Genomic DNA, 9126 nt, shown 5'->3' with positions numbered 1-9126 from the left:
GCGGACTCGGATGATTCCCGGCGCGGCCGGGGTGACCGTGAGGGACACCCCGGCCGCGCCGGCTCCATGCGCCGACGGTCCAGCACGGCGCTCAGCCCGCGAGTTTCGCCATGACTCGGCTGAGCGCGTCCGCGACCAGCCGCACCGAACGCCGGCGCAGGTTCTCCGGCCGCGCGAGCACGTCGATCATCCGGTTGGTGCTCACATACTGCAGCGGACGGCGCACCACGGCGTCCGTCCCCTGGGTCGTGTAGCGCGGGAGCACGCCGATCACATCGCCCGTCGCGATGACGGAGGCGGCGACGCCGTAGTCGTTGATGCGGTGCACGATCTCCGCCGGGCGATTCATGATGGCGGAGATCGTGCGCAGCACGTCGTCGGGGGAGTAGCCCGCTCGACTGGTCACCCAGCGCTCGCCGACGACGTCGGCCGGGCGCAGCGAGGCTCGCTGCGCGAGCGGGTGATCGGGGGAGAGCGCCACGTCCAGAGGCTCCGTCGCGAGCGTGAGCACGCGGATCCCGGTCTTCGGCCATGGCGCGCTGTGCTCCATTCGGTGTGCCAGCACCAGGTCGTAGCGTGCGGTGAGCGCAGGGAAGTCGCTCTGCGCGACGTCCTCGTCGGTGAACCGGATCGCAGGGACCCCGGGGCCGGATCCGAGGTCGCGCAGGAGGGGTCCGAACAACGCCTGTGCCGCACTGAGGAAGCCGCTGATCGTGACGATGCCGCCTTCCGCGGCCTCGAACTCGTCGACCGCCGAGCGCGCCGCGGCCATGGCGTCGAGCGCTGCGGCGCCGGCTTCGGCGAGAGCCTCGCCGGCCGGCGTCAGAACGAGGGTGCGGCCCTGCTTGCGGGTCAGAGGTGCTCGCACGCCGCGCTGCAGTGCGGCCAGCTGCTGGGAGACGGCGGACGGCGTCACCCGCAGAGCGTCGGCGACCGCGGTCACACTGCCGAGCGCACCGAGCTCGCGCAGGATCTGGAGCTGCTGCAGTTGCATATGTCTATTCAAGCATGTAGCGATACTTAATGATCAGTCCAGACAGTCAGGCTTGTTCTTCACAGTCGTTCGCGGTGGGATCGAAGCATGAAGGCTCTCTACAAGGACGGCCCGCACGCGGGCCTCGCGCTCGTCGACCGGCCGGACCCCGTGGCCGGTCCCGACGAGGTGGTCATCCGTGTGCTGCGCACCGGCATCTGCGGCACCGACCTGCACATCCAGCGCTGGGACGACTGGGCCGCCTCCGCGGTGAAGGCGCCGCTCATTCCCGGTCACGAGTTCTACGGCGAGGTCGTCGAGGTCGGCCCGCTCGTCCACGACATCACCGTCGGTGATCGGGTGTCCGGCGAGGGGCACATCGTGTGCGGCATGTGCCGCAACTGCCGCGCAGGTCGTCGGCAGATGTGYATCCGCACGATCGGACTCGGCGTGCAACGCGACGGCGCCTACGCCGAGTACCTCACCCTGCCCGCCACGAACGTCTGGGTGCACCACTCCGACGTGACTCCCGAACTCGGCGCGATCTTCGACCCGCTCGGCAACGCCGTGCACACCGCACTCGCGTTCCCGCTCGTCGGCGAGGACGTGCTGGTCACCGGCTGCGGCCCGATCGGGCTGATGGCGATCGCGATCGCCCGCCACGTGGGCGCGCGCTTCATCACCGCGACCGACGTGAGCGCTCCTCGGCTGGAGCTCGCCCGCGAGATGGGTGCCGACGCCGTCGTCGACGTCTCCCGYGAGGACATCGCGGACGCGCAGCGCGCACTCGGCATGCGCGARGGCTTCGACATCGGCTTCGAGATGAGCGGGGCGCCGAGCGCGCTGCCCGCGATGATCGACAATATGAACCACGGCGGGCGGATCGCGATGCTCGGCCTGCCGACCGGCCCGTTCAGCGTGGACTGGGGCAAGATCGTCACGCACATGCTCACCGTGAAGGGCATCTACGGCCGCGAGATGTTCGAGACGTGGAACGCGATGGGGGCGATGCTGCAGACCAGCCCGGTGCTGCGCGATTCGATCACCCGCATCATCGCCGAGGTCCTCCCGGCTCGTGAGTGGGAGAAGGGCTTCGCGTCCGCCGCATCCGCGGGCACGGGCAAGATCATCCTCGACTGGACCGAACTGTAGGAGACGACAATGTACAGAGCATTCCAGCAGCACCTCGCGAGCGAGCTCACCGGGATCGAGGAAGCGGGCCTCACCAAGCACGAGCGCGGGATCCGCGGTCCGCAGCGCACGGAGATCGTCGCAGACGGCGCCGAGGTGCTCAACTTCTGCGCCAACAACTACCTCGGCCTCGCGGACGACCTTCGTCTGGTCGAGGCCGCGAAGGGCGCGCTCGATGAGTGGGGCTACGGGCTGGCGAGCGTGCGCTTCATCTGCGGCACCCAGGAGCAGCACCTCGAGCTGGAGCGACGGCTGTCCGCGTTCCTCGGCACCGACGACGCGATCCTGTTCTCCTCGTGCTTCGATGCGAACGGCGGCGTCTTCGAGACCCTGTTCTCCGCCGAGGACGCGATCATCTCGGACGAGCTCAACCACGCCTCGATCATCGACGGGATCCGCCTCTCCAAGGCCCGCCGGCTGCGCTATCGCAACCGCGACATGATCGACCTCGAAGAGCAGCTCAAGGCCGCGGCCGATGCGCGCTTCCGGGTGATCGTGACCGACGGGGTGTTCTCCATGGACGGCTACATCGCCCCGCTCGCGGACATCTGCGACCTCGCGGAGCGCTACGACGCGCTGGTCTTCGTGGACGACTCGCACGCCGTCGGCTTCATCGGCGAGCACGGTCGCGGCACGCCGGAGCTGTGCGGCGTCGAGGGCCGGGTGGATATCTACACCGGCACCTTCGGCAAGGCGCTCGGAGGCGCGAGCGGCGGCTACGTCGCCGGGCATCGCGACATCGTGGCCCTGCTGCGCCAGCGCGCCCGTCCGTACCTGTTCTCGAACACACTCGCCCCGTCGATCGTGGCGGGCACCCTGCGCGCCCTCGATCTCGTCGAGGGATCCGGATCCCTTCGCCTGCAGCTGCAGGAGAACGCCGCCCTGTTCCGCCGCCGGATGACGGAGGAGGGGTTCGACCTGCTCCCGGGCGAGCACGCGATCGTGCCCGTCATGTTCGGTGATGCCGCGTTGACCGCACGGGTCGCCGCGGAGATGCAGAAGCAGGGCGTCTACGTGACCGCCTTCAGCTTCCCCGTGGTGCCGCGCGGGCTCGCGCGCATCCGTGTGCAGCTCTCCGCGGCGCACACCCCGGAGCAGGTCGAGCGCTGCGTCGCAGCGTTCGTCGCTGCGCGCGCCGCGGCCTGACCCGCTCCTCGACGCTCCCTCGCAGCGCCGGCGCCCCCTCTGAGCAGCGCTCCTGCGAGGGGGCGTCGGCGTACAGAGGGGGCGTCGACGTGAGATGTTGCAAAGAAGTGCTTGCAAAGATCTTTTTGCAAAGGTATCTTTGCATGCATGACGGAGAACGAAAGACCCCGACGGGACGCTCAGCCCGAGGAGCGCACGCTCGACGCGAGCGCGCTGAAGGCGCTCGCGCACCCGCTGCGGGTGCGGATCCTGGATCTGCTCGCGGAGCGCGGTCCGCAGACGGCGAGTTCGCTCGCCGCGCTGATCGGGGAGAGCTCCGGCGTCACCAGCTATCACCTTCGGGCGCTCGCCGCGCGCGACCTCATCCACGAGGTCGCTGACCGCGGCACGGCGCGCGAGCGGTGGTGGGAGCGCCCCCGTGGACGGATGTCGTTCTCCGGGCCGAACGACGAGATGACGCCGTCCRGCCGGGCCGCCGCGCAGATCGTGGAGGACGAGTTCTTCCGCAACAGGCACCAGCGACTGATGGATCACCTGCACCGGCCGCAGTCGGAGGTGCCGCAGGAGTGGCGCGAGGCCGCGCACCACATGACCACGATGCTCGACATGACCGCGCCGCAGCTGCAGGAGCTCGCGCAGCAGATCGATGCGCTCGTCGAGGCCGCCGTGCAGCGCTATCGGGACCAGACCGGCCCCGGTGTGCGCCGCGTCACGGTCCGCGCAGACCTGTTCGACCTTCCCGACGCCCGCCCGCGGGGCGCCGCGGAACACCGCACCACAGAGACCGAGGAGTTGTCATGACCGCCGCGACGCTGCACATCGCCGCCCCCACGTACCTCGAGCGCACGGGCCTCCGCGTCGCCGACGCGATCACCGCGCACGTCCGCCGACGCATGGAGCGCCGGGCCGAGCGACGCGCGCTCGCCATCGACATGCTCCGTGAGCAGCATGCGCGCAAGGCCGTGGATCCGTTCATCCTCGAGCAGTCGCTGCAGATGATCGGATCGCGTTCGCGCTGAGGTCGTCGCACTGGCACTCGCACTCGCGAGCCCGTTGACAGGCTCAGGGATCGGACCGGGTCAGTCGTCGAACGGACGGACCACGACCTCGCCCGAGGTGGTGCGCGAGACCTCCCAGCCGGTGTCGAGCTCGGCGATCGGCCGGCCCTCCAGCCAGGTCAGGGTCCACGTGCCGCGCAGCAGGTTCAAGGCCCCGGTGTGCAGGCTCAGCGTGCCGCCCGCCACGCTGCGGGCCTCCGCGTCGGCGATGCCCGGGCGCAGGGCCGCGGGAACCGATGCCGGCGGCTCGGATCCGGCGGCCCAACGCGTCCCGAGCTGCATCATGCCTCCTCGACCGGTGCCAGCTCGATGGCCGTGATCTCGAGCGCATCGGCCTCACGGAAGGTGATCTTCGCGATGCGGCCCACGGCCCGGAGGTCGTCCGCAGCGGCCTCGAGCGCCGCGATCTCGGCAGCCGGGGCGGCGATGGTCGCCGACGACACGGGGGTCTTCTGCGAGGCCTTCGCCTCGGTCTTCGCCCGCCGGATGCCGATCAGCGCCTTGCTCGCCGTCGCGAGCACAGCGGGGTCGCCGGCTCCGGTCGATCCCGGCACGGGGCCGAGCGGCTCCGGCCAGGCCGCAGTGTGCACCGAGCCCTCCTCGAACCAGCTCCACGCCTCCTCGGTCGCGAACGACACGATCGGGGCGAGCAGGCGCAGCAGCGTGGAGAGGGCGAGGCGCAGGGCGAGTGCCGCGGAGGCCTGACCCACGTTCGTGCGGTCGTAAGCGCGCTCCTTGACGAGCTCGAGATAGTCGTCGCAGAACGTCCAGAAGAACGCCTCGGTGATCTCGAGCGCGCGCGCCTGGTCGTAGTTCTCGAACGCCGTCGTCGCGTCGCGCACCACCCCGTCCAGGGTGGCGAGCATCGAGGCATCCAGAGCATGCGTGATCTCGGCGCCCTCGGGCACGGGGAAGGACAGCACGAACTTCGCGGCGTTGAGGATCTTGATCGCCAGGCGACGGCCGATCTTCACCTGCGTCGGGTTCTGCGGGTCGAAGGCGGCGTCGGCCCCCAGCCGGCTGGAGGCCGACCAGTACCGCACCGCGTCGGATCCGTGCGCGTCGAGAATGTCGGCGGGGGTGACCACGTTGCCCTTGGACTTGGACATCTTCTTGCGGTCGGGGTCGACGATGAAGCCGCTGATCGCGGCATTGCGCCACGGCGTGCGTCCGTCTTCGAGCGTCGAGCGCAGCATGGTGGAGAACAGCCAGGTGCGGATGATGTCCTGCCCCTGCGGGCGCAGATCCATCGGCGAGACCAGATCCCAGAGCTCGCCGTCGCGCTCCCATCCGCCCGCGAGCTGCGGGGTGAGGGAGGAGGTCGCCCAGGTGTCGAGGATGTCCGCCTCCGCGTCGAACCCGCCCGGCACACCGCGCTGCTCGGCGGTGTAGCCGGCGGGCACGTCGGTCGTGGGGTCGATCGGCAGGCTCTCGTGACCAGGCGTCAGCACGCGGTCGTAGTCGCGCTCGCCGTTCTCRTCCAGCGCGTACCAGAGCGGGATCGGCACGCCGAAGAAGCGCTGACGCGAGACCAGCCAGTCGCCGGTCAGGCCGCCCACCCAGTTCTCGTAGCGCACGCGCATGAACTCCGGGTGCCAGTTCAGCTCGGCGCCGTGCGCGAGCAGCTGATCGCGCAGCTCGGCGTCGCGGGCGCCGTTGCGGATGTACCACTGGCGCGTGGAGACGATCTCGAGCGGGCGGTCGCCCTTCTCGAAGAACTTCACGGCGTGGTTGAACGGCTTGCCGACCGCGGTCATGGCGCCGGTCTCCTGGAGCTTCTCCACCAGTGCCTTGCGTGCCGAGAACACGGTCTTGCCGGCCATGTTCTCCACATACCAGGCGGCCGCGTCCGCGTCGCCCACCGACGCGGGGGCGTCGGGCAGGAAGCGTCCGTCGAGTCCGATCGTGGTCATGTTCGGCAGGTCGCGACCGTCCGTGGTGCGCAGCTCGCGCCACCACACGATGTCGGTCACGTCGCCGAAGGTGCAGACCATGGCCGCTCCCGTGCCCTTGTCGGGCTGGGCGAGGTGATGACCGTGGATCTCGATGTCGGTGCCGAAGAAGGGCGTGCGCACCTTCGTGCCGATGAGGTGCTTGTGCGGGCCCTCGGGGTGGGTCACGATCGCGACGCAGGCGGGCAGGAGCTCGGGACGCGTCGTCTCGATCGTGATGTGCCCGGATCCGTCCGCGAACGGGAAGTCGATGGTGTGATACGCGGCCTGCTGGTCGCGGTCCTCGAGCTCGGCCTGCGCGATCGCGGAGCGGAAGTCCACATCCCAGAGGGTCGGCGCGAGGGACTGATAGGCCTCGCCGCGCTCGAGATTGCGCAGGAACGCGAGCTGGCTCTGCCGGATCGACTCGTTCGAGATCGTGCGGTAGGTCTGCGTCCAGTCCACGCTGAGGCCGAGCTGGCGGAACAGCGCCTCGAAGTGCTTCTCGTCCTCCTCGGTCAGCTTCTCGCAGAGTTCGATGAAGTTGCGGCGGCTGATCGGCAGCTGGTCCGCGGCGCGGGATGACTTGTTGTCGCCGCCTTCGAAGGGCGGTGTGAAGTCGGCGTTGTAGGGGAGCGACGGRTCGCAGCGCACGCCGTAGTAGTTCTGCACACGGCGTTCGGTGGGCAGGCCGTTGTCGTCCCAGCCCATCGGGTAGAACACGTTCTTGCCCCGCATGCGCTCGAAACGCGCCTTGATGTCGGTGTGCGTGTAGCTGAACACGTGCCCGATGTGGAGGCTGCCGCTCGCGGTGGGCGGCGGGGTGTCGATCGAGTAGACGCCGTCACGACCGCTCTGCGCGGCACGGAGGCGGTCGAAGAGGAAGGTGCCGTCTGTGGACCAGCGCTCACCCCATTTCGCTTCGAGGCCTTCCAGTGCGGGCTTGTCCGGGATGGCGTTCAACGACGACATGGATCTCCTCGTGCGATGTGTGCGGCACTGTGTGAGCGTGCCTGAGTGTGGGGTGTGGCGACAGTCTATCGGCCCGGTCCCGGACCGCGGGTCCGGGGGGCGACGGCGACGCACAGCGCAAGGAGGCGCCGGAGAGCGAACTCCGGCGCCTCCTTGTGGTTCTCACAGGATGGCGAGCAGCTCCGCAGCCGCGGCGGCGCGCACCGCGTCGCGGGCCTCGACAGCGGTCGCCGCACCTCGCGCCGCGGCGGCGAGCCGCTGGCAGTCGAGCTGGGAGTGCGCGGCGAGCGCCACCCGGACGGCCGGGACCTTGCCGGGTGCCATCGACAGGCTGGTGACGCCGAGGCCCACGAGCACGAGCGCCAGCAGCGGATCGCCGGCGGACTCGCCGCACACGCCGATCGGCTTCCCCGCAGCCCTCGCGCCGTCGGCGGCGGCCGCGATCACGTCGAGCACAGCGGGCTGCCACGGGTCGAGGAGATCCGCGAGCTCGCCCTGCATCCGGTCGGCTGCCATCGTGTACTGCGCGAGGTCGTTCGTTCCGAGGCTCCCGAAGTCGACCGCGCCGAGCACGTGGGACGCGCGCAGAGCGGCGGCGGGGATCTCGATCATCACTCCGGCCTTGGGCAGGCCGTTCTCGTAGACGCGCCGGGCGAACCAGGCGGCCTCCTCGACGGTCGCGACCATCGGCGCCATCACGCGGACGTCGGCGCCGGTCTGCTTCGCGGCGGCGGCCAGCGCCTCCAGCTGTGCGTCGAGCAGGTCCGGCCGCTCGGCAGAGAGGCGAAGTCCCCGCCGCCCCAGCGCCGGGTTCTCCTCCGGGCCGAGATCGGCGAACTTCAGCGGCTTGTCCGCTCCCGCATCGAGAGTGCGCACGACCACGCGGCGCCCGCCGAACGGTTCGAGGACGCGCCGGTAGATCTCGGTCTGCTCCGCGACGGTGGGCGCGGTCTCGGACGACAGGAACACGAACTCGGTGCGGAACAGACCCACGCCCTCGAGATCCTGCGCACCGGCGAGCACGGCGTCCTCGACGCCGCCGATGTTGGCCAGCAGCGCGATCGCGAGACCGTCCTTGGTGCGGCCGGGGCCGGACGACCCCGCCAGGGCCGCGGCACGCCGTTCCCGGCGGACGCGCTGCTCGGCGACCAGGGCCGGATCCGGGGCGACGACGACTTCGCCGGTGTCGCCGTCCACGGCGATGAAAGTGCCCGGGGCGATCTGCGTCGCATCGGCCACCTGCACCACGGCGGGGATGCCCATCTGCGCCGCGAGGATCGCGGTGTGGCTCGTGCGTCCGCCGGCCCGGGTGACGATCCCGGCGACGAGCGCGCGATCCAGCGTGGCCGTCTCCGCCGGTGCCAGGTCCTCGGCCACGACGATGCTCGGCTCCGTGAAGTCCGGCACCCCGGGAGCCGGCACGCCCAGCACCGCGGCGACGGCTCGGGAGCCGACGTCGCGCAGATCCGCGACCCGCTCGGCGAAGTAGCCGCCGAGCGCCTCGAACTTGACGACGAACTCCTCGACCGCGGCCGAGATCGCCGTCGCGGGTCCCACGCCGGCTCGGACACCCGCCACCGCGGCCTTGAGCAGCGACTTGTCGCGCGCCATCATCGCGGTCGCCTGCAGGATCGCCTGCGCGGTGTCCACGACGTGCTCCGCCTTGGCGTCGAGTGCCGCGGCGACGTCGGCGAAGGCCTGCGCGACGTCGGCCGCCGCCTGATCCGCGTCGGCGGGGCCCGGTTCGTTCTGCGGCGGGCGGACCGGCGGTGCGACCTGCACCACCGGTCCGTACGCCGTGCCCGGACTGACGCCGATGCCCTGTCGGACCTCGCCGGGGATCACGGCCGTCATC

Annotated in this window: 8 protein-coding genes; 4 read left to right on the top strand and 4 right to left on the bottom strand. The window is 70.6% G+C overall.

Annotated elements, in window-relative coordinates; all coding sequences use genetic code 11:
• Window positions 1-91 precede the first annotated feature (91 nt).
• A complete protein-coding gene (locus AC1DMN_RS06050; RefSeq protein ID WP_477229237.1) occupies window positions 92-994 on the bottom strand; it encodes a LysR family transcriptional regulator in 903 nt (300 codons plus the stop codon).
• An 87-nt stretch (window positions 995-1081) separates the two neighbouring features.
• Between AC1DMN_RS06050 and tdh the strand changes: the two genes are divergently transcribed.
• The 4 genes from tdh (at window position 1082) to AC1DMN_RS06030 (ending at window position 4329) form a co-directional block, all read left to right on the top strand.
• On the top strand, window positions 1082-2125 hold the full coding sequence (gene tdh, locus AC1DMN_RS06045; protein ID WP_477229236.1) for an L-threonine 3-dehydrogenase: 1044 nt from the start codon (window positions 1082-1084) through the stop codon (window positions 2123-2125).
• Between the two features lie 9 nt (window positions 2126-2134).
• Window positions 2135-3310 carry a glycine C-acetyltransferase gene (locus AC1DMN_RS06040; RefSeq protein ID WP_477229235.1) on the top strand — a complete coding sequence of 392 codons (1176 nt, stop codon included), beginning with the start codon at window positions 2135-2137 and terminating at the stop codon, window positions 3308-3310.
• A 147-nt stretch (window positions 3311-3457) separates the two neighbouring features.
• Window positions 3458-4111 (top strand): helix-turn-helix domain-containing protein, encoded by a 654-nt coding sequence (locus AC1DMN_RS06035; RefSeq protein ID WP_477383996.1) that lies wholly within the window; start codon window positions 3458-3460, stop codon window positions 4109-4111.
• A complete protein-coding gene (locus AC1DMN_RS06030) occupies window positions 4108-4329 on the top strand; it encodes a hypothetical protein (RefSeq protein ID WP_441975718.1) in 222 nt (73 codons plus the stop codon). The genes AC1DMN_RS06035 and AC1DMN_RS06030 overlap by 4 nt, the downstream gene beginning before the upstream one ends.
• Before the next feature lie 60 nt (window positions 4330-4389).
• Here the strand turns inward: AC1DMN_RS06030 and AC1DMN_RS06025 are convergent, their stop codons facing one another.
• The 3 genes from AC1DMN_RS06025 to ptsP all read right to left on the bottom strand — a co-directional run bounded on the left by AC1DMN_RS06025 (window position 4390) and on the right by ptsP (window position 9125).
• Entirely contained in the window at window positions 4390-4653 is a 264-nt protein-coding gene (locus AC1DMN_RS06025) for a hypothetical protein (protein ID WP_477229234.1), read from the bottom strand.
• On the bottom strand, window positions 4650-7271 hold the full coding sequence (valS, locus tag AC1DMN_RS06020) for a valine--tRNA ligase (RefSeq protein ID WP_477229233.1): 2622 nt from the start codon (window positions 7269-7271) through the stop codon (window positions 4650-4652). Before valS ends, AC1DMN_RS06025 begins: the two co-directional genes overlap by 4 nt.
• A gap of 162 nt (window positions 7272-7433) precedes the next feature.
• Window positions 7434-9125 carry a phosphoenolpyruvate--protein phosphotransferase gene (gene ptsP, locus AC1DMN_RS06015; protein ID WP_477229232.1) on the bottom strand — a complete coding sequence of 564 codons (1692 nt, stop codon included), beginning with the start codon at window positions 9123-9125 and terminating at the stop codon, window positions 7434-7436.
• Window position 9126: the final 1 nt, after the last annotated feature.

Source organism: Microbacterium sp. 01T413_2 (genome assembly GCF_056398985.1).
Note: the sequence above shows the minus strand (reverse complement) of the source record. Positions and strands in the feature narration are given on the sequence as shown.

What these genes read in the sequence shown, in the direction of transcription:
- AC1DMN_RS06030 (WP_441975718.1), top strand. Translation starts at nt 4,108, where the DNA reads ATGACCGCCGCGACGCTGCACATCGCCGCCCCCACGTACCTCGAGCGC.
- ptsP (WP_477229232.1), bottom strand. Translation starts at nt 9,125, where the DNA reads ATGACGGCCGTGATCCCCGGCGAGGTCCGACAGGGCATCGGCGTCAGT.
- AC1DMN_RS06040 (WP_477229235.1), top strand. Translation starts at nt 2,135, where the DNA reads ATGTACAGAGCATTCCAGCAGCACCTCGCGAGCGAGCTCACCGGGATC.
- AC1DMN_RS06050 (WP_477229237.1), bottom strand. Translation starts at nt 994, where the DNA reads ATGCAACTGCAGCAGCTCCAGATCCTGCGCGAGCTCGGTGCGCTCGGC.
- AC1DMN_RS06025 (WP_477229234.1), bottom strand. Translation starts at nt 4,653, where the DNA reads ATGATGCAGCTCGGGACGCGTTGGGCCGCCGGATCCGAGCCGCCGGCA.